The organism is Streptococcus infantis (assembly GCF_047460685.1).
In the GTDB taxonomy this organism is placed as follows: Bacteria; Bacillota; Bacilli; order Lactobacillales; family Streptococcaceae; genus Streptococcus; species Streptococcus infantis_AD.
In genome coordinates, this window is the sequence record NZ_JASHFS010000012.1 from 13,120 (window position 1) to 31,641 (window position 18,522).

At 39.3% G+C, this 18,522-nt stretch carries 17 protein-coding genes and 1 pseudogene; 10 read left to right on the top strand and 8 right to left on the bottom strand.

What is annotated here, in order from left to right; all coding sequences use genetic code 11:
* Window positions 1-47: 47 nt before the first annotated feature.
* The gene (locus QM917_RS06810) at window positions 48-401 is read right to left on the bottom strand and encodes a DUF3397 domain-containing protein (protein WP_414285318.1); all 354 of its coding nucleotides are present in this window, start codon (window positions 399-401) and stop codon (window positions 48-50) included.
* A 249-nt stretch (window positions 402-650) separates the two neighbouring features.
* On the opposite strand from QM917_RS06810, the gene QM917_RS06815 reads away from it, so the two are divergent.
* Together QM917_RS06815 and QM917_RS06820 are read left to right on the top strand one after the other, a co-directional pair.
* Entirely contained in the window at window positions 651-1,901 is a 1,251-nt protein-coding gene (locus tag QM917_RS06815; RefSeq protein ID WP_414285319.1) for a dicarboxylate/amino acid:cation symporter, read from the top strand.
* A gap of 14 nt (window positions 1,902-1,915) precedes the next feature.
* Window positions 1,916-2,857: an ATP-grasp domain-containing protein gene (locus tag QM917_RS06820; RefSeq protein WP_248035911.1), complete on the top strand. Its 942-nt coding sequence runs from the start codon at window positions 1,916-1,918 to the stop codon at window positions 2,855-2,857.
* A gap of 227 nt (window positions 2,858-3,084) precedes the next feature.
* Here QM917_RS06820 and QM917_RS06825 read toward each other — a convergent pair whose 3' ends face one another.
* From QM917_RS06825 to QM917_RS06845, 5 genes are read right to left on the bottom strand one after another with little or no spacing between them, the layout of a single operon-like run.
* The gene (locus QM917_RS06825; RefSeq protein WP_248035912.1) at window positions 3,085-3,948 is read right to left on the bottom strand and encodes a YihY/virulence factor BrkB family protein; all 864 of its coding nucleotides are present in this window, start codon (window positions 3,946-3,948) and stop codon (window positions 3,085-3,087) included.
* Window positions 3,949-3,990: 42 nt separating this feature from the next.
* Complete coding sequence (locus QM917_RS06830; protein ID WP_414285320.1) at window positions 3,991-6,045, bottom strand: cation:proton antiporter; 2,055 nt, start codon at window positions 6,043-6,045, stop codon at window positions 3,991-3,993.
* A gap of 11 nt (window positions 6,046-6,056) precedes the next feature.
* Window positions 6,057-6,311, bottom strand: coding sequence for a hypothetical protein (locus tag QM917_RS06835; RefSeq protein ID WP_223139941.1), 255 nt, complete (start codon window positions 6,309-6,311; stop codon window positions 6,057-6,059).
* The gene (locus QM917_RS06840; protein WP_414285321.1) at window positions 6,304-6,861 is read right to left on the bottom strand and encodes a class I SAM-dependent methyltransferase; all 558 of its coding nucleotides are present in this window, start codon (window positions 6,859-6,861) and stop codon (window positions 6,304-6,306) included. Before QM917_RS06840 ends, QM917_RS06835 begins: the two co-directional genes overlap by 8 nt.
* Window positions 6,845-7,792, bottom strand: a complete 948-nt coding sequence (locus QM917_RS06845) for a TIGR01212 family radical SAM protein (RefSeq protein ID WP_075231835.1) — start codon at window positions 7,790-7,792, stop codon at window positions 6,845-6,847. Before QM917_RS06845 ends, QM917_RS06840 begins: the two co-directional genes overlap by 17 nt.
* A 202-nt stretch (window positions 7,793-7,994) precedes the next feature.
* Here QM917_RS06845 and QM917_RS06850 point away from each other — a divergent pair, with 202 nt between their 5' ends.
* The 6 genes and pseudogenes from QM917_RS06850 (at window position 7,995) to QM917_RS06875 (ending at window position 14,542) form a co-directional block, all read left to right on the top strand.
* Window positions 7,995-10,175, top strand: a complete 2,181-nt coding sequence (locus QM917_RS06850; RefSeq protein ID WP_414285322.1) for a PTS transporter subunit IIBC — start codon at window positions 7,995-7,997, stop codon at window positions 10,173-10,175.
* Between the two features lie 51 nt (window positions 10,176-10,226).
* The gene (locus QM917_RS06855; RefSeq protein ID WP_049548185.1) at window positions 10,227-11,045 is read left to right on the top strand and encodes an endonuclease/exonuclease/phosphatase family protein; all 819 of its coding nucleotides are present in this window, start codon (window positions 10,227-10,229) and stop codon (window positions 11,043-11,045) included.
* A 149-nt stretch (window positions 11,046-11,194) separates the two neighbouring features.
* A complete protein-coding gene (locus QM917_RS06860; RefSeq protein ID WP_049548186.1) occupies window positions 11,195-11,920 on the top strand; it encodes a CppA N-terminal domain-containing protein in 726 nt (241 codons plus the stop codon).
* Window positions 11,917-12,849, top strand: coding sequence for a serine hydrolase domain-containing protein (locus tag QM917_RS06865; RefSeq protein WP_049548187.1), 933 nt, complete (start codon window positions 11,917-11,919; stop codon window positions 12,847-12,849). The genes QM917_RS06860 and QM917_RS06865 overlap by 4 nt, the downstream gene beginning before the upstream one ends.
* A gap of 9 nt (window positions 12,850-12,858) precedes the next feature.
* Window positions 12,859-13,770 carry a DMT family transporter gene (locus QM917_RS06870; RefSeq protein WP_049548188.1) on the top strand — a complete coding sequence of 304 codons (912 nt, stop codon included), beginning with the start codon at window positions 12,859-12,861 and terminating at the stop codon, window positions 13,768-13,770.
* Between the two features lie 35 nt (window positions 13,771-13,805).
* Window positions 13,806-14,542 (top strand): annotated as a pseudogene (locus QM917_RS06875) (type II CAAX prenyl endopeptidase Rce1 family protein).
* Window positions 14,543-14,682: 140 nt separating this feature from the next.
* On the opposite strand, the gene QM917_RS06880 reads toward QM917_RS06875, so the two are convergent.
* The gene (locus tag QM917_RS06880; protein WP_414285323.1) at window positions 14,683-15,966 is read right to left on the bottom strand and encodes a uracil-xanthine permease family protein; all 1,284 of its coding nucleotides are present in this window, start codon (window positions 15,964-15,966) and stop codon (window positions 14,683-14,685) included.
* 212 nt (window positions 15,967-16,178) lie between these two features.
* Entirely contained in the window at window positions 16,179-16,892 is a 714-nt protein-coding gene (rsmG, locus tag QM917_RS06885) for a 16S rRNA (guanine(527)-N(7))-methyltransferase RsmG (protein WP_414285324.1), read from the bottom strand.
* A 94-nt stretch (window positions 16,893-16,986) separates the two neighbouring features.
* Between rsmG and QM917_RS06890 the strand changes: the two genes are divergently transcribed.
* Window positions 16,987-17,547, top strand: coding sequence for a LemA family protein (locus QM917_RS06890; protein ID WP_414285325.1), 561 nt, complete (start codon window positions 16,987-16,989; stop codon window positions 17,545-17,547).
* Between the two features lies 1 nt (window position 17,548).
* Complete coding sequence (htpX, locus tag QM917_RS06895) at window positions 17,549-18,448, top strand: zinc metalloprotease HtpX (protein WP_414285326.1); 900 nt, start codon at window positions 17,549-17,551, stop codon at window positions 18,446-18,448.
* Window positions 18,449-18,522 lie beyond the last annotated feature (74 nt).

The following is an 18,522-nucleotide window of genomic DNA, read 5'->3' on the forward strand; positions in this document are numbered from 1 at the left end:
TTAGTGGCCAAGATCGAGGTGCTGGTGGGCTATATTGTAATAGTTGACTATTTCATCACGAAAATTTGAACAATCATGATGATATAGATGAGCAGTGTTAGTAAAAATCCAGCTCGCCAAAAGAATTTAATAAATTTTGGATAATAAAAACTACGTCTTTTGTTTAAGAAGAAAAAGACCAACACAATTGCTAGTATTGATAAGGCCGTTCCCAGTACTGGAAGTTGATTGTGTGTAAACATCTTAGCCGTAATCAAATAATATTCAAAAATTAGAAAAGGAAAAGCTAAATCAGCAGCATTGATGTCCTTTTTCTTTAACTTAAAGAGTCTGCTTAAAATAATCGCCAGAGCTAAGGTTAGTACCAAAAGCAAGATGGAAGCAAGTTTCATTAAAATCATACCATTATTGTATCATAAAATTTTGAGAATAGAAAAGTAAATTCCTTGATTTATCACTGTTTTAGCAAAAAATCATTGGTAAGAAACAGATTTTATAATTCCTGCTTGAACAGAATGAATCATGTGTTCGGTACGATGATAGTTTGAACTCTCAATGTAAATCTTTTTTATGGTGACCATAGAAAATATATTAGTCAGAGGAGAAGAATAGTAGTAGAATGAGTAGCAAATAAAACAAAGGAGTTTCTTATGAAATTAGTTACGTTATGGTCAAAACTCTCACTAGGAATCCAATTATTGGTGGCTTTGGTCTTGGGGGTGATTGCTGCAGTCATCTGGCCACAATTTGCAGGCTTTTATCAATTTTTAGGACAAGCCTTTATTAAATTGATCAATATGGTTATCATTCCGCTAATCTTCCCAACCATCGTTGTTGCAGTAGCTGGAGTTATCGGAAAAAAATCTTTCGAAAAAATCTTGGCCAAGAGCCTGGTTTACTGTTTCGTCGTAACAACTGCCATTACTCTTTTGTTTGTATTTGCTAGTTACTTTTTGGGATTTGGACAAGGTGTGAACATTGGTCAAACTGGTGGAAACCTTGATGGGATTGCGAACAATGTCAAGTTCAGCGAATTTTTGCTTGGTTTTATTCCATCAAACATCGTCAAGTCTCTTTCAGAAGGTGCTCTTTTGCCAATTATCGTGTTTGCTATCTTTCTTGGTTACGGAATTGGGAATCTTAAATCTGAGAAATCTCAGAAGATTATCGAAGGTTTCCAAATCTGGATTGAGTCCATCTACAAGATTGTTACAGTGATTGTCAAACTATCACCGATTGGAATTTTTGGTTTTATCGCCAAAGATGTTGCAACTACTGGCCTTGATAAATTGATTGGGCTTGGTCAATTTGTAATCGGAACTTACTCGGCTTATGCTGTATTGGTTCTCCTTATTTTTCCTTTGATTGCTCTATTCTTTAAAGTACCGTATTTGTCAGCCTTTCGTGAAAATTGGAGTCTATTGACTCTGGCCTTTGTTACGGGTAGTTCCAGTGTTGTCTTGCCATCCCTTCTTAAAGATTTGAAAAAACAGGGGCATGACGAGCATACGATTGATTTAGTTGTTCCTTTAGGATATACTTTTAACTTAGAGGGAGCAGCAGTTTATTTCTCAGTAGCGACAATCTTTATCGCCCATGCCTACGGCATTCAATTTTCATTATCAAGTCTCTTGTTTACTGTTTTACTCTTGACTTTGATTGGAAAAACTGCGGCAACCGTACCATCAGGAGCTATCGTGGTTCTACTAGCTGCAGCACCTCAATTGGGCTTACCAGTTGAAGGAGTAGCCTTGATTTTTGCAGTTGATTTCTTTGTCAATGCCGGCCGTACCATGATTAATGTTTTGGGTCAAATCTTAACAGTTAGCGTTATTGAAAAAACAGAAGGATATATTTTAGAAGAAGAAAAGGAAAGCCAATTATCAGTCAGCTTTTCTTAAGGAGATGATAAGTAATGAGTGAAGCAAAAGTTTATGTAATTCATGAGAATCTTGAATGGACCCAGCATTTGGTCAAATGGTTGGAAGAGTTAGAAGTTCCTTATGAACTGTGGGATTTGTCTAGTGGAATTTTGGATCTGCAAAGTCCACCGCCACAAGGTATCTTTTACAATCGTATGTCTGCGTCTTCTCACACCAGAGGACATCGCTATGCACCAGAATTTACAGAGCAGGTGATCACTTGGTTGGAGGCGCATGGGCGCAAGGTTGTGAATGGAACAGGTGCTATCAACCTTGAAATCAGTAAAGTCAAACAATATCTGAAGTTAAATGAGTCGGGCATTGAGACTCCTGCGACAGTTGCAGTTTTAGGTCAAGAAAATATTATCGAAGCAGCAAGAAAATTGAACATCTATCCTTTGATTACCAAGCACAATAGAGCAGGTAAGGGCTTAGGGGTTCAACTCTTCCAAAATGAAGAGGAACTGGAAGCTTATGTCAATAGTCCTCTCTTTGAACCATCAGTGGACGGGATTACCTTATTACAAGCCTACATCAAGCCAAGTGATGGACGCATCCGCCGTTCAGAGTTTATCAATCAGAAGTTCCTCTATACTGTCTCAATCGATTCTTCAGATGGTTTCCAACTGTGCCCAGCAGATGGTTGCCAAATCGGTAAGAGACCAGAGCAACTGGAAACGTCTGAGAAATTCCAGATTACAGAACCTCTACCAGATTCTCGAAGAGAAGCTTATGAGAACTTCCTTAAGAATGCTCAGATTGAAGTTGCGGCGATTGAATGGGTTCAGTCAGAGAGTGGTGACATTTATGTTTATGATGTAAATACCAACACAAACTACAATCCTACCGCAGAAAAGAATGCCAATATTTTCGCCCACCAGCATTTGGCTCAATATCTAAAAACAGAATTGCAAGCCCTAACGAATGGACAATAAAGTAGGAAATTCAAAAATCCCCCAGTATTAAATGACTGGGGGATTGATTTGTTTATACTCTTCGAAAATCTCTTCAAACCACGTCAGCTTCCATCTGCAACCTCAAAATAGTATTTTGAGCTGCCTTCGTCAGTTCTATCCACAACCTCAAAACGGTGTTTTGAGCAACCTGCGGCTCGCTTCCTAGTTTGCTCTTTGATTTTCATTGAGTATTAATCGATAAAAAATTATTGCTTTGCTTTAAAGTCTGGATCCTTAAGGCTTTGAACACTGGCATTGATCACTGCACCGATAATCAATATCTTGGCAATGATAATAAACCAGAACATCATGACAACAACGATGATGGAACTGAAAAATCGAACGTCGACTAGATAGTTAACATAATTGTTGAAATAAGCTGAAAAGATCGTTAATAGAGATATGAGAGTGACAAACACGAATAGACTTCCAGGAAGGACGTAACGAATACGACCGACTTTCACGTTTGGAAGGAAATAATAGAGCATGATCAAGATCGCAAACAGAAAGACATAAATCAGCGGTCCTGTAAAATCCTGTAAATATGCAAATAGAGAACTTTCGGATTTCCAGTAGTTTTTTAACAAATCCAATAACATATGACCAAACATACTTAGGAATAGGGCAATAGCAAAGAGAATTTGAAGTCCCAAACTAACTAGGAGACTCATCAGTTGGTGTGAGATAATTCCTCTATTTTTTGCAATTCCATAGGCTTTGTTAAAGGCTTTTTGAAGGAAATTCATGGATTTTGAAAATGTCCAAAGAGCAGATATCACCGCAAAACTCAATAGTCCAGCAGACGGTTGCGTCAGCACTTCACGAGCAATCTTTGCTACTACGTCATAGATTGTATCTGGTAAAAGTTCTTTTAAGGTTAGTAAAAAATTAGAGATTGGAATTTGAAAATAAGGCAAGATATTGACGGCTATCATAAGTAAAGGGAAGATTGAAATCAACCAATAGTAGGCAACGGCTACACTAGTCAACTCACTATCTGAGACTTGATAGTAATGCAAAAAAGCTTTTAACAGAGGTTTATCTGTTATTTTTCTCCATAGCTTTATCATTTATCAATCCTCCATTTTTTAATTGTTTATGTTATATAGCCATTAATTTCTGCGAACTAATTCCATCATATCATAAGGTAATGTGTTGGCTGATTCTTTTAGAGAATAGGTTTCTAGGTTGTTCACATTTTGTCTCAGTTTTTTAGCATACTTGGCTGAAATAAGTTTTTGTTTCTCGTATTCAAAGATAGACTTACGTTCTAGATAGTAGCCTCTCAACATTTCGTCGATATTATTGGGTTTGATACGATTGATAACCCGTTCCACAAAGGCACCACTGGTAATATGACTGGTTTCACGGAGACGCGATTCCTGCATGAAGCTGATCAGAGAACTCTTATAAATCCCTTTGAGGTTTTCTAAACTTTCGATGATGATTTCAGTGTTGGCTAGATAGAGCTCTGCAATCTGATCATAATCGATGGCAAGAAGTCTTTGGTTTTCCTTGTCTCTCCAAGAACGAAAGGTTTTTCCAAATGTGACCAACTCATGAAGGAGAAAGCGCACAATCCGAATAGAAACAAGGAAGTAGTAGGTTAGGCGAGAAGCAAAGTTTCGCTTAATATTTTTCTCCATGCTTTTCAAGTACCGTTGATAAACACGATAACCTCTTTCACCGATTTTGCCTTCTTCATAGGCCTGCTCCAAACCATCGCTCTCGATACTGAGAATCAAGAGTTTAAGAGCTTCCCAGTCTTCCTGGATTTCCTTATTTTCCTGGCTGAGGATGAGGTTTTCAATCCGTCCGTGATAATTATCAATCGCAGCATAGAGAGGCACCTTGTTTTTAGTATGGTCCAAATCTTTCTCTAACTCCATAGCAACATCGTTTAGGATAGCGATATGCATGAGATGATCCTTAGATGGCTCTTGCTCTTCCGAAAGGTGTGGCAAGACCAGTAATCCAGTAAGAAAACTGACAAGGGTTACACCTGCGACGAGGAAGAGAAGAAGAGGATATTCTTGTTCCAGATTAGTAGGTATCAAGAGGATGGTGGCGATAGACACTGTTCCTTTAACTCCAGAAAATGTCAAGAGAAGCATATCTTTAACATACTTGTGGAGACTTTTTTGAAGTTTCTTAATCCGAAACGCGTAAAAACCGTAAATCATTACAAAGCGGATAGCAAAGAGTAAGAAGGTTAAAAGGAAGACAGTGATGAGAAGAAGCACATTGTTATAAAAAGCACTCTTAAGAATCGGCTCCGCAATCATTTCCAGTTCCATTCCTAACAGAACAAAGACAGAACCATTGAGCATAAAGGTAACAGTGTGCCAAACGGTCTCAGTCACTGTATCCACTTGAGCTTCGAGAAGATTGATCTTTTTAAAACGACTGGCTTTTAAAATACCAGCGACAACGACCGCGATAATTCCAGAAACATGAATTCCTTCAGCTATGAAGAAGGTTAGAAGTGGTAAACTAAGATCCAGCAAGAGTTCACTGGCTATATCAGTAGCTCGAACACTGAGTAGAAAAGTATGGAGGAAACGATTGATTAAGGCTGTTATAAAGCCGACTGCAAACCCTCCAACGATGGAAATTGCTAATGAAGTACCAGCTTGGGTAAGTGAGAAAGTCCCTGTTGTCCATGCGATGAGAGCAACACGAAAGGCAATTAGCCCAGAAGCGTCATTTAACAGGCCTTCTCCTTTTAAGATATTTGAAATTCGTTTTGGAAAAGTAAAACGTTCAGAAAGGGAAGCAAAGGCAACCAGGTCAGTAGGACCAAGTGCAGCCCCTACGGCTAGGCAGGCAGCTAATGGTAAGCTCGCCCAAAGAACATGGGCAAGTCCTCCCATACTTAGAGTAGATATAAAGATGACAGGGAAAATTAGATAGAGAACGATTCTCCAGTGCTTTACGATAGAGGTTACATCTGCTTCTTGAGCTTCACGAAAGAGTAGTGGACCAATGACTAAAGCTAGAAACAACTCAGTATCTAAGTGATATTGGTTGTTGGGTAAGCAAAGACCAAGTCCGATTCCCAGAAGAATCTGAATCAGGGGCATGGGTAAAAAGGGAAGAAGTTTATTGGTCGTACTAGAAACAATGAGAACAAGTAAAAATATCAAGAGATAAAACAGTAAATCCATCTTCTACCTCCTTATTTTTGTTTTCGACAAGCTTCAAAAAGTTCTTTTTGTTCTTGGATTTTTTGATCAATTTTCGAGCAGTCTTTATGCTCGATTTTCTTCTGGCAACGTTCCATTTCAAGTGTTATCATTTTTTTCTTGATTTTCAGCATCTTCTTGCTCATATGAGCTTCATCTAACATACCAACTGCCCGTTCATGTTGGGTTGATTCGACAAATTTGTGACGTAGATTCTCTATTTTATCTCGTAGGTATTGTTTATCCATGTCGATACCTTTCTAATTTTTCAATCATAACTAAAAATGGTGGATTGTTAATCTGGTTGAGAGTGCGATAGATCGTAGCGGTATATTCTTGTTGTGGCAACTGACTGACAAAATCTAAGACAGCATCTCGCTCTATATCTCCGCCTTCATGCCCGTAGTAAATCATGATGGCTATTCGTCCACCTTTAACTAGCATTTGGCAAAGTTTATCCAGTGCTTTAATAGTTGTTTGAGGTTGGGTGATAATGCTTTTATCAGCTGAAGGAAGATAACCAAGATTAAAGATGGCTGCCTTAACTTCCCTTACAAACTGATCCACGGTTTCATGACCTTGTAGGATTAATTCTGCATTGGTCAAACCAGCTTCTTGTAGACGTTGACTAGTCTTTTCTAGAGCTTGTTCCTGTATATCGAAAGCATAGACTTGTTTAGCTAACTTAGCTAGAAAAAGGGTATCATGGCCATTTCCCATGGTCGCATCAACGACAATATCCTCTTGGGTGATGACTTGGGCAAGAAAATCATGCGCTATTTCAAGTGGTCTTTTCATTCATAAACTCCTGTTTTACAGCCTTGCATCCTTGGACGCTACCACGTCGTCTCATTTCAGCCTCAATGCTATTTAGCACTTCCCATTTATTGAGACTCCACATAGGACCAATCAACATATCCCTAGGCGCATCACCCGTAATCCGATGGATAACGATATGCTTGGGAATAATTTCTAGTTGGTCACAGATGACCTTGACATATTCATCCTGACTCATGAGCTGCAAACGACCTTCATGATAATCCCTTTGCATCCGAGTATTGGTCATGAGGTGAAGTAGGTGAAGTTTAATCCCTTGGATATCATTGTCCCTTACACAACGCCGAACGTTTTCCACCATCATTTCATGAGTTTCACCTGGCAAACCATTGATCAAATGGGCAACAATCTCAATCTTCGGATACTTTCGAAGTCGTTTGACTGTCTCCACGTAGAGTTCATAGGAGTGGGCGCGGTTAATCAATTCTGAAGTTTCTTCATAAGTAGTTTGTAAGCCTAGTTCTACAGTAACATGCATTCGCTCTGATAATTCTGCCAAGTATTTAATTGTTTCATCAGGAAGGCAATCTGGTCGAGTTCCGATATTGATGCCGACAACCCCAGGTTCATTGATAGCTTGTTCATAGCGTTCGCGAATCACTTCCAGCTTTTCATGTGTATTGGTAAAATTTTGGAAGTAAACCAAATATTTTTTAACTTCAGGCCACTTACGGTGCATAAAGTCTATTTCCTTATAGAATTGCTCGCGGATAGGAGCATCAGGAGCAACGATTGCATCTCCAGAACCGGAAACCGTGCAAAAAGTACAGCCCCCATGTGCTACAGTTCCATCGCGATTGGGACAATCAAAGCCAGCATCAATAGGGACTTTAAAAGTTTTTTCTCCGAATAAATTTCGATAATAATCATTCAAGGTATTATAGGATTTCATAGCTATTATTATATCAGAAAAGCTCTACAAACTCAAAAAAGGTCAGTAAGAGAGAGCGTGCCTAGAAAGTGAAACGAAAGAAAAAGTCAAATTTTTTTTTATAAAAGCCTTTACAAAAAAATAAAAAGTGGTAAAATTAAAACATAAACACGCGCAAACGTTTTCGTAAAACGTTTGCCGAATAAATATAAAGGAGATTTGAATGATGAAAGATACATTCAAAAATGTCTTGTCTTTCGAATTTTGGCAGAAATTCGGTAAGGCTCTAATGGTGGTTATCGCTGTTATGCCGGCGGCTGGATTGATGATTTCAATCGGTAAGTCACTTGCAATGATTGACCCAAACCTTGCTCCCCTAGTTATTACTGGTGGCGTACTAGAGCAAATTGGTTGGGGAGTTATCGGTAACCTTCATATTTTGTTTGCCCTCGCTATTGGAGGAAGCTGGGCTAAAGAACGTGCTGGTGGTGCTTTTGCGGCCGGTCTTGCATTTATCCTTATTAACCGTATCACTGGTACAATCTTCGGTGTATCAGGGGATATGTTGAAAGATCCTAACGCTATGGTTTCAACAATCTTTGGTGGATCTATCAAGGTTGCTGATTACTTCATTAGCGTACTTGAGGCACCAGCTCTTAACATGGGGGTATTTGTAGGGATTATCTCAGGTTTTGTTGGAGCGACTGCTTTTAACAAATACTACAACTTCCGTAAACTTCCTGATGCCCTTTCATTCTTTAACGGGAAACGTTTTGTACCATTTGTAGTTATTCTTCGCTCAGCAATCGCTGCAATTCTTCTTTCAGCTTTCTGGCCACTTATTCAGACAGGTATCAACAACTTCGGTATCTGGATTGCCAATTCACAAGAAACAGCACCAGTTCTTGCACCATTCTTGTATGGTACTTTGGAACGTTTGCTCTTGCCATTTGGTCTTCACCACATGTTGACTATCCCAATGAACTATACAGCTCTTGGTGGTACTTATGATATTTTAACTGGTGCAGCAAAAGGCACTCAAGTATTTGGTCAAGACCCACTTTGGCTTGCATGGGTAACAGACCTTGTAAACCTTAAAGGTACTGATGCTAGTCAATACCAACACTTGTTAGATACAGTACATCCAGCTCGTTTCAAAGTTGGACAAATGATTGGTTCATTCGGTATTTTGATGGGTGTGGCTGCTGCTATTTACCGTAATGTTGAAGCAGACAAGAAACACCAATACAAAGGAATGATGATTGCAACAGCTCTTGCAACATTCTTGACAGGGGTTACTGAACCAATCGAATACATGTTCATGTTTGTAGCAACACCTATGTATCTTGTTTACTCACTTGTTCAAGGTGCTGCCTTCGCTATGGCTGACGTTGTAAACCTACGTATGCACTCATTCGGTTCAATTGAGTTCTTGACTCGTACACCTATTGCAATCAGTGCTGGTATCGGTATGGATATCATTAACTTCATTTGGGTAACTGTTCTCTTTGCTGTAATCATGTACTTTATCGCAAACTTCATGATTCAAAAATTCAACTACGCAACCCCAGGACGTAACGGAAACTACGAAACTGCTGAAGGTTCAGAAGAAGCTAGCAGCGCAGTGAAAGTTGCAGCAGGTTCTCAAGCTGTAAACATTATCAACCTTCTTGGTGGACGTGCAAACATCGTTGATGTGGATGCATGTATGACTCGTCTTCGTGTAACTGTTAAAGATGCAGATAAAGTAGGAAATGCAGATCAATGGAAAGCAGAAGGAGCTATGGGTCTTGTCATGAAAGGACAAGGGGTTCAAGCTATCTACGGTCCAAAAGCAGACGTATTGAAATCTGATATCCAAGATATCCTTGATTCAGGTGAAATTATTCCTGAAACTCTTCCAACTCAAATGACAGAATCGCAACAAAACACTGTTCAATTCAAAGGTCTTACTGAGGAAGTTTACTCAGTAGCTGACGGTCAAGTTGTTGCCTTGGAACAAGTAAAAGACCCAGTATTTGCTCAAAAAATGATGGGTGATGGATTTGCGGTGGAACCAGCAAATGGAAACATTGTATCTCCAGTTTCAGGTACTGTATCAAGCATCTTCCCAACTAAACACGCTCTTGGTCTTGTGACTGAAGCAGGTCTTGAAGTGCTTGTTCACATTGGTTTGGACACAGTAAGTCTTGAAGGTAAACCATTTACAGTTCATGTTGCTGAAGGACAAAAAGTTGCAGCAGGTGATCTCCTTGTCACAGCTGACTTGGATGCTATCCGTGCAGCAGGACGTGAAACTTCAACAGTAGTTGTCTTCACAAATGGTGATGCGATCAAATCAGTTAAATTAGAAAAAACAGGTTCTCTTGCTGCTAAAACAGCAGTTGCAAAAGTAGAATTGTAATATTTAGGAGGTTGGAAGCTGATTCCAACCTCTTGTTTATAGGAGAAAAGAATGAAGTTTTTAACACTCAATACCCATAGTTGGATGGAAAAAGATCCTGAACAAAAGTTTCAACTTTTACTTCAAGATATCCTTGAAAACAGTTATGATTTGATTTGTTTTCAGGAAATCAACCAAGAAATCACTTCAGCGCAAGTAGAAACAGGCCCACTTTATCAGCCATTACCATCGGCTGAGCCGATTCATCAAGACCACTATGTACGACTTTTGGTAGAGAAGTTGTCTGAGCATGGGAAAAATTACTACTGGACTTGGGCCTACAACCATATCGGTTATGATCGCTATCATGAAGGTGTAGCTATCTTGTCTAAAACACCTATTGAAGCCAGAGAAATTTTAGTTTCAGATGTGGATGATCCGACAGACTATCACACTCGTCGAGTTGCTTTAGCAGAAACAGTAGTTGAAGGTAAAGAGCTTGCAGTTGCCAGTGTCCATCTCTCTTGGTGGGATAAAGGATTCCAAGAGGAATGGGCGCGCTTTGAAGCGGTTCTGGAAGAATTGAACAAGCCACTCTTACTAGCAGGTGATTTCAATAATCCTGCTGGTCAGGAAGGTTATCAAGCCATTCTAGCTAGTCCACTAGTCTTACAAGATGCATATGAAGTTGCAAAAGAAAGAAGTGGAAGCTTTACCGTTCCGCCTGAAATTGATGGTTGGAAGGGGAACAGCGAACCACTTCGAATTGATTATGTCTTTACGACAAAGGATATGCAGGTAGAAAACCTTCACGTCGTCTTTGATGGTAAAAACAGTCCACAGGTGAGCGATCATTATGGTCTCCAAGCAGAACTAGCTTGGAAAGACTAAATAAGGTATTTTAGTAAAAACAAACCAGTCCCCCTTCTACTAGCAGAAGGGGTTGATTTATTTAAAGAGTTAATATAGTTAAAGTTTTTTATTGAATAACTTGTAAAAAAAGATAAAATCCTTTAAAATAAAAAGTGTTGGAGGAATTTATGATTGTAAATCAAATAAAGCGTATGATCCCGATGCTAAAGGTAAATAATAGAAATTTAAATGAATCATTTTATATTGAGACTTTGGGGATGAAACCCTTGCTTGAAGAGTCAGCCTTCTTATCCCTAGGAGATCAATCAGGTATTGAAAAGTTAGTTTTAGAAGAATCACCAAGTATGAGAAGCCGTAAGGTTGAAGGGATTAAAAAATTAGCTAGGCTACTTGTAAAGGTAGAAAATGCATCTGAAATTGAAGCCTTACTAGCTAGAATGGAAAAACATCCTCGCCTCTATAAAGGAAACAAGGGCTATGCTTTTGAGGTTCTTTCTCCGGAAGGAGATTGTGTCCTTATCCATGCGGAAGATGATATCAAAGATTTGAATAAAGTTGAGGAAGAAGTCACTTTTTCAAAAGATGACAAGATGAGATATTTGACAGCCTTTGAAATCTCTGTAGAAATCAACTTGCCAGAAAAGACAGCTAGTCTGCTTGAAAAAGAAGAAATCGAAAACCGACTAGCTTTTAATCAAGCTAAAGGTAGTGATTTGCTGGTTGAAAATAATGTAACTTGGGACTTGTCCATGTTGAAATTTCAAGTAGATAACTTGGAACTTGCTGAATTGCGTCAGCGTTTTGAAGAAACTGGTTACTTTATTCCAAAATCTGAGAAGTTTTTCCTAAGTAAGGATACCAACAACATCGAATTGTGGTTTGAAGAAGTATGAAACAAGAAATCATTCAAAAAATAAAGCAACAAATTGAGGCAGGGATTTATCCTGGTGCCTCTTTTGCATATTATCAGGATGGCGCTTGGTCTGATTGGTATCTAGGAGAAGCAAATCCAGAAATTGGCGAGCAGACTCGTGAGGGTTTGGTCTATGATTTGGCCAGTGTGAGTAAGGTTGTTGGAGTAGGAACTGTCTTAATTTTCTTGTGGAAGGAAGGTAAGATTGAGCTAGATAACTTCATAAGAGACTATCTTCCAGAGGTAGATTATCCAGACATAACCCTTCAACAACTCCTAACTCATGGGACGGATTTAGATCCTTTTATCCCAAATAGGGATCAGCTTTCAGCTGACCAGCTAAGAAAAGCTATGTTTCATTTGAATCGACGTGAGAAGAGAGCCTTTCTTTACTCGGATGTGCACTTTCTCTTGTTGGGTTTTCTCTTGGAAAGTTACTTCAAGAAAGATTTAGACCAGATTTTACAGGAGCAAGTTTTGGATCCGTGGAAGATGAAAGAAACACAGTTTGGCCCAGTTAGCAGTGCTGTTCCAACGGTCCGTGGACAGAAAGCAGGAGTGGTCCATGATCCCAAAGCTCGTTTGTTTGGGAAACATGCAGGTAGTGCAGGTTTGTTTTCAACAGTTCATGATTTAAAAATCTTCCTTGAGCATTATTTGCAGGATGATTTTGCCACATCCTTAAGTCAAAATTTTTCAGATTTGAGTGATAAAGAACGCTCATTGGCCTGGAATCTTGAAGGTGACTGGTTGGACCATACAGGCTATACTGGGACCTTTATCATGTGGAATCGTAAGAAGCAAGAGGCGGCAATTTTTCTATCTAACCGAACCTATGAAAAAGATGAGCGTGCTCAGTGGATATTAGATCGTAATCAGGTCATGGACTTGATTAGAGAGGCAGACTAGGGAGGAAGTATGTCAAAAGCACTAAAAGGAACTCTTTTTACAGTGATTGCAGGTATTGCCTGGGGCTTGTCTGGCACCAGTGGTCAGTACTTGATGGCTCATAGGATTTCTGCTCTCGTTCTGACCAATATCCGTTTGATAATCGCTGGATTACTCTTAGTTCTTCTGGCCTATACTAAATCAAGGGATAAATTTATGGCTTTTCTGAAGGATAAATCAAGTCTGTTTTCTCTCTTGTTATTTTCTTTATTTGGTCTTTTTCTGAATCAATTAGCTTATCTATCGGCTATTCAGGAGACAAATGCTGGGACAGCGACAGTCCTCCAGTATATCTGTCCAGTTGGAATTCTTGCTTACACTTGTATCAAGGATAAGGTGGCTCCGACGCTTTCAGAAATCATCTCTATGTTTTTAGCTATAGGTGGTACCTTTCTCATTGCAACTCATGGACAGTTGGATCAGCTTTCTATGACACCAGCGGGTCTCTTCTGGGGCTTGTTCTCGGCCCTAACCTATGCTCTTTATATCATTTTACCGATAAAATTGATTCAAAAATGGGGGAGCATTTTGGTTATTGGTGTCGGAATGACCATCTCAGGTATACTAGCAGTACCTTTTACTGGGATTATTGGAGCTAGTATTCCCTTTTCTTTTGATATTATTCTAGCTTTTTTAGGCATCATCTTGATCGGAACGGTCTTTGCCTACACAGCCTTCCTCAAGGGAGCTAGTATGATTGGCCCAGTCAAGTCTAGCCTCTTGGCTTCTATTGAGCCTATTTCAGCAGTTTTTTTCGCCTTCATGATTATGGGAGATATTTTCTATCCGATTGACTTTCTTGGAATGGCTATGATTTTATTAGCTGTGACTATCATTTCATTGAAGGATTTAATGTTGGAAAAGAAACACCACTCAGTGTAATTTACTAGAACAGTCTTTTTACAAGGACTGTTTTTTTGTGTTTACATCCATCTAAGTCTTTAAGTCCCTTAAAATGGTTTGGTATTTTTATCGTGACTGTTTTAATGTTTGGAGAGTTTATCATTCGTTCTACCCAACAATTTATGGTAAGTTTATCACCTTCAACTCTTACTAACTTTGCTGGAACTAGGGCAAATGTAGCTAGTGATAGGGCAGCTTATTCTAGTAATTTTACTTTTCAATTAATGATGTTAGGGATTACTTTCCTTTATCTCTTGATTCGAAATTATGATTTTAAACAAGACCTATACGCTGGAGCTGCTCTGTTTTAATTTGGGTACCCCTTATCTTTGCTGTAGTTGGGATATTTGGTGATATTGTAACAACCCTTAGTGGTGAGTACAATTATTTTAATACTCAGTTGATCCCTTTTATTGATCCCATGGAAATCATTCGAAAATTTATGGTTTTGACGCCAATGGCCATTGGTTATGCTCTTCTAAATGGTTTTTATGAAGAATTTTCCTTCTTGGGATTGCTGACTTCAGTAAAAGAAAAGCATCAGTGGCTGGTTCTAGTATATTCTGTAATTATACGAATTTCTTTCCATACCTATCAAGGCTTACTATGGGCCTTGGTTATTGGGCTTGTTTATGGTCTCTTTTATTATTTCTTGTACAAGTATGTGGTCAAGAATTTACTCACATTCTTTAACATGCATGCTCTTGCAGATATGTTTGGATCTAGTCTCTTGTATCTCTTGATTACTTGAGGAATTTAAGGATAAAAGACTGGAAATTTGAGAAAACAAAGTTTTCAACAAAAGTACAATGAGTTATTGTATCAAAGGCTTCTTGTTCATAAAAACGAGGTCGGGATTTTGGTCCCGACCTCTTGTTGATTATATATGGATTAGTCTTTGTTTTCGTATGGCAAGATCAAGTTTAGGATGATACCTGTCATAGCTGATAGGGCAGTACCTGAAAGGGTAACTGGTCCAAGTTTAAGGATTGCCCCACCAAGTCCAAGCACTAACATAGCACTTGCGATGATAAGGTTACGCATTTGACCGAAGTCAACACGTTCTTTGATCAAGACTTTCAAACCGTTACTTGCGATAACCCCGTAAAGAAGGATAGACATACCACCAAGTACAGCGTTTGGAATTGTTGAAATCAAAGCAGTAAATTTACCAAGGAAGCTAAGGGCAATTGCGATAAAGGCAGCGTTACGGATAACTGAGACAGAAGCGATACGAGTCATACCGATAACCCCTGTATTTTCACCGTAAGTTGTATTGGCTGGTCCACCAAGGAAGGCAGAAACAGAAGTTGCGATACCATCACCAAGAAGGGTACGGTGTAGACCAGGTTCTTTCAAGAATTGGCGTCCACAGATTTGACCTAAAACGGTATGGTCTCCGATATGTTCAGAAATCGTTACGATAGCGATTGGTAAGATGGCAATTGTTTCAGGACCGAAGTAAAGGTTGTATTGTTTGAAGGCACCACCTGTATTGAACGGTAGGTAGAAACCAGGGATTTCGAACCAGTTAGCTTGAAGAACAGGGGTGAAATCAACTAAGCCGAGAGCTAGAGCGAAGAGGTAACCACCGATAATGGCAAATAGGAATGGGATGATTCGTAGGAAGCCTTTTCCTTTTGTATTGATAAAGGCAGCAATCAAGAAAGTAACAACTGCTACAAGAGCGTTTTTCCAATTTCCGTCCGCTACAAGACCAGCGTTGGTAACAGCTGAACTAGCAAGTCCAAGACCGATAACGATGATCATAGGACCGATAATGATTGGAGGTAAGAGTTTGTCGATCCACTTTGTACCTGCAAAGCGAACACTTGCAGCAACAAGGACATAGACAAAACCTGTAAGAATAACCCCAGTTTGAGCGGCAGATACATCGCCACCCATTTCTTTCATAGCAAGTGACATGGCTGTGATAAAGGCAAAAGAAGACCCCAGATAAACTGGAACTTTAAAGCCAGTACAAACCATGTAAATGAGTGTTCCTACACCTGATGCAAAAAGGGCAACAGATACAGGCATTCCCAAGATCAAAGGTACCAAGATAGTAGCACCAAACATGGCGAATACGTGCTGGAAGCTAAGAAGAATTCCTTTTCCAGCTGAAGGACGTTGGTCAACGTCTAATAACAAATCAACAGTTGATTCCTGTTTCATATTAACCTCACTTTTGGGCATCAAAAAAGAGCCCATTATTTTACAGCAATAGGCTCTCAGAGTAAGACTTCTTCAAAACATGGTTATCCCAATATTAAAGAATTTCATATATTTCTGCGTCTTCGTCACCTCACGGGATGACATTAAAAACCTTTGCTTAGGATAGTATAGCAGAAATTATAAACTTTGTAAATATTTTTTTACTTAAAAATTTAAAGCGGACGTTTGTTAGGCATGCCAGCCTTTCTTGGGTATTTATTTGGAGTTTCTTTTTTCTTCTCAACAATAGTAATGTAGCGAGGGTCTCCGTTAGGAAGTGTGTAACTGAGATTTTCTTCAACCTTACTAAAGAGAAGATTGAGGGCATTTTTAGCTTCAGTTAATTCCTCAGGAGCATTACTTGCCTTAAGTGCTAGCAATGTTCCTCCGACTTTCAGGTAGGGGATAGTCAATTCAGATAATACCTGCATACGGGCAACTGCACGAGCTGTAACGATATCAAACTGAGCACGGAAGTTCTTATCTTGTGCGAAGTCTTCGGCACGTCCATGATAAAAGTGAACATTTTCTAAACCTAGTTCTTGGGCTAATAGATTCAGAAAGTTGATTCGTTTATTGAGAGAGTCAATAATGGTTACATCTAGATGAGGATAGAGGATCTTCATAGGAAGGCTAGGAAATCCTGCTCCAGCACCGATGTCTAAGAGTTTAATGGGCTGGTTTTCAATCATGCCCTGTGTAATAGGTGCAATTGAATCGTAAAAATGTTTGAGATAGACTTCTTCTTTTTCTGTAATAGCCGTCAAATTAATCTTTTCATTCCACTCGACCAAGAGCTCAAAATAACGCTCAAATTGAACTTTTTGCTGGTCAGAAAGATTGATATTTTGTTCAGCTAGCAGTTGATAAAATGTTTCTGGTTTCATAGTAGTTTCCTTCTTTAGTATCATCTTATTTTACCACAAAAAGATAGAAATTTGATATACTAGTACTAATCTAAAAGCAGAAAGGAATTATATGATGACTTGGATTATTCTTGGAGTTCTTGCTCTTATTGTTATTTTCATAATTGTTAGTTATAACGGTTTAGTTAAAAATCGTATGCAAACTAAGGAGGCATGGAGTCAGATTGATGTTCAGTTGAAACGTCGTAACGATCTCTTGCCAAACTTGATTGAGACCGTGAAGGGATATGCAAAGTATGAAGGTTCAACGCTTGAAAAAGTTGCAGAACTGCGTAACCAAGTGGCGACAGCAACCTCACCAGCAGAAGCTATGAGAGCTAGTGATGCCCTTTCACGCCAGGTTTCAGGAATTTTTGCCGTTGCAGAAAATTATCCAGACCTAAAAGCGAGTGGCAACTTTGCACAATTGCAAGAAGAGCTGACCAATACTGAGAATAAAATTTCTTACTCTCGCCAACTCTACAATAGTGTTGTTAGCAACTATAATGTTAAATTGGAGACTTTCCCAAGTAACCTAGTTGCTGGACTCTTTGGTTTTAAAGTGGCTGACTTCCTTCAGACTCCTGAAGAAGAAAAGGCAGTACCTAAAGTCGATTTTAGTGGTTTAGGTGACTAGGATGTTGTATGATCAAATCGCGAGTAATAAGCGAAGAACTTGGATTTTACTACTAGTATTCTTTTTACTTTTGGCTTTGGTTGGATATGCAGTTGGTTACCTCTTTATGCGGTCTGGTCTTGGTGGCTTAGTTATCGCTCTGATTATCGGCTTTATCTATGCCTTGTCCATGATTTTTCAATCAACAGAGATAGTCATGAGTATGAATGGTGCGCGTGAGGTGAATGAGCAGACGGCACCAACACTCTATCATGTTGTGGAAGATATGGCTATGGTTGCGCAAATCCCCATGCCACGTGTCTTTATCATCGATGATGCTAGCTTAAATGCCTTTGCAACAGGCTCAAATCCTCAAAATGCAGCTGTAGCAGCAACTTCAGGACTCTTAGCGATAATGAATCGTGAAGAGTTAGAAGCGGTTATAGGCCATGAAGTCAGTCACATTCGTAACTATGATATTCGTATTTCTACTATTGCGGTTGCCCTTGCCAGTGCCATTACACTTTTATCAAGTATGGCTGGACGCATGATGTGGTGGGGAGGAGCAGGTCGTGGTCGTAGAAGTGATGACCGTGATAACGGGGGACTTGAAATTATTATGCTAGTCGTTTCTCTCCTAGCAATTGTTTTGGCTCCCTTAGCAGCAACCTTGGTACAACTAGCTATCTCTCGTCAGCGAGAATTTTTAGCGGATGCTTCAAGTGTAGAGTTGACTCGTAATCCTCAAGGGATGATCAATGCCCTTCGTAAGCTGGACAATAGTCAGCCAATGAGCCGTCATGTGGATGATGCTAGCAGTGCTCTCTATATCAATGATCCTCAAAAACGAGGTGGTTTGCAAAAACTCTTCTATACGCATCCGCCTATCTCAGAACGAATTGAGCGTTTGAAACATATGTAAAAGAATCCAGAGCTTTTCCTCTGGATTTTTGCATCTATCACCTCACTTGTGACTTGTCCTATTACAAAAAAGTA

Coding starts and splice junctions, on each gene's coding strand:
- QM917_RS06810 (WP_414285318.1), bottom strand. CDS start 401: ATGATTTTAATGAAACTTGCTTCCATCTTGCTTTTGGTACTAACCTTA.
- QM917_RS06815 (WP_414285319.1), top strand. CDS start 651: ATGAAATTAGTTACGTTATGGTCAAAACTCTCACTAGGAATCCAATTA.
- QM917_RS06820 (WP_248035911.1), top strand. CDS start 1,916: ATGAGTGAAGCAAAAGTTTATGTAATTCATGAGAATCTTGAATGGACC.
- QM917_RS06825 (WP_248035912.1), bottom strand. CDS start 3,948: ATGATAAAGCTATGGAGAAAAATAACAGATAAACCTCTGTTAAAAGCT.
- QM917_RS06830 (WP_414285320.1), bottom strand. CDS start 6,045: ATGGATTTACTGTTTTATCTCTTGATATTTTTACTTGTTCTCATTGTT.
- QM917_RS06835 (WP_223139941.1), bottom strand. CDS start 6,311: ATGGATAAACAATACCTACGAGATAAAATAGAGAATCTACGTCACAAA.
- QM917_RS06840 (WP_414285321.1), bottom strand. CDS start 6,861: ATGAAAAGACCACTTGAAATAGCGCATGATTTTCTTGCCCAAGTCATC.
- QM917_RS06845 (WP_075231835.1), bottom strand. CDS start 7,792: ATGAAATCCTATAATACCTTGAATGATTATTATCGAAATTTATTCGGA.
- QM917_RS06850 (WP_414285322.1), top strand. CDS start 7,995: ATGATGAAAGATACATTCAAAAATGTCTTGTCTTTCGAATTTTGGCAG.
- QM917_RS06855 (WP_049548185.1), top strand. CDS start 10,227: ATGAAGTTTTTAACACTCAATACCCATAGTTGGATGGAAAAAGATCCT.
- QM917_RS06860 (WP_049548186.1), top strand. CDS start 11,195: ATGATTGTAAATCAAATAAAGCGTATGATCCCGATGCTAAAGGTAAAT.
- QM917_RS06865 (WP_049548187.1), top strand. CDS start 11,917: ATGAAACAAGAAATCATTCAAAAAATAAAGCAACAAATTGAGGCAGGG.
- QM917_RS06870 (WP_049548188.1), top strand. CDS start 12,859: ATGTCAAAAGCACTAAAAGGAACTCTTTTTACAGTGATTGCAGGTATT.
- QM917_RS06880 (WP_414285323.1), bottom strand. CDS start 15,966: ATGAAACAGGAATCAACTGTTGATTTGTTATTAGACGTTGACCAACGT.
- rsmG (WP_414285324.1), bottom strand. CDS start 16,892: ATGAAACCAGAAACATTTTATCAACTGCTAGCTGAACAAAATATCAAT.
- QM917_RS06890 (WP_414285325.1), top strand. CDS start 16,987: ATGACTTGGATTATTCTTGGAGTTCTTGCTCTTATTGTTATTTTCATA.
- htpX (WP_414285326.1), top strand. CDS start 17,549: ATGTTGTATGATCAAATCGCGAGTAATAAGCGAAGAACTTGGATTTTA.